Here is a 694-nt window from a genome sequence, read left to right as displayed (position 1 = left end):
GAAGCCGCAGCGCTCCGGCCAAGCCGCCGGAAGAACGCGGCTGCCGCATCGGCGGGCGCGCGACCGGGATGACAAACCAGCGTCACGTAGAGATCGTTGCGAAACAGCGCTGCTTTGCGAAGCCGATTGGCCAGCTGGATTTGAGCCTCAATTGGAACGCTGGCGGTGATGTAACTGGAAGTGTAGAGCCACGCATCGCAGATTGCATCGTAGGTAAAAGCTACGATTCCGGTCGGGATCGCCCCGGCGCTAGAGATCGTTTCGCACTTGTTGTTCTTGATTGTTTTTGCGCCTCGCCCACCGACGTCAAGAGTCGAGGCGCTCGTGTTGGCGTTTGTGTTCACGCCTAGGTATTGTTCGCCGTCCGTGTAAGTTGCGGGGGTGTTTGGCGCGGCGGGGCCAACGAACGTGTTCGTTCCGGTAATTGTGCCGCCGATCGCGCCCGGAGGGGTGCGCCTCTGACCCCAATTAAGAGCCGTTGGCTTGATCCGGTTTGCCCATATGGACTCCCCATTAAAATTCGCGGCTCCGACCTGCACCCAGCCCATCGGGCGAATAGCTCTGGGGTTGAGTGCCGCTACAACAGACTTGAACTCGGGAGTGAATATCTCGCCAGAGAGGAAATCCGTCTCATCGGAAACGCGATAGAGGGCAATGCCTCCGGAAGTGCGAGATGCCGAATTGCCGCCAATGA

1 protein-coding gene is annotated in these 694 nt (G+C 59.1%); it reads right to left on the bottom strand.

Annotated features, from left to right (window positions below):
- Positions 1–694 (bottom strand): hypothetical protein (locus tag AACY52_RS28985; RefSeq protein WP_339561167.1); only part of this gene is annotated, 694 nt, incomplete at both ends.

This window comes from Pseudomonas sp. EA_65y_Pfl1_P113, assembly GCF_963970525.1.
GTDB lineage: Bacteria > Pseudomonadota > Gammaproteobacteria > Pseudomonadales > Pseudomonadaceae > Aquipseudomonas > Aquipseudomonas tritici.
This window is presented reverse-complemented; position numbering and strand designations above follow the sequence as displayed.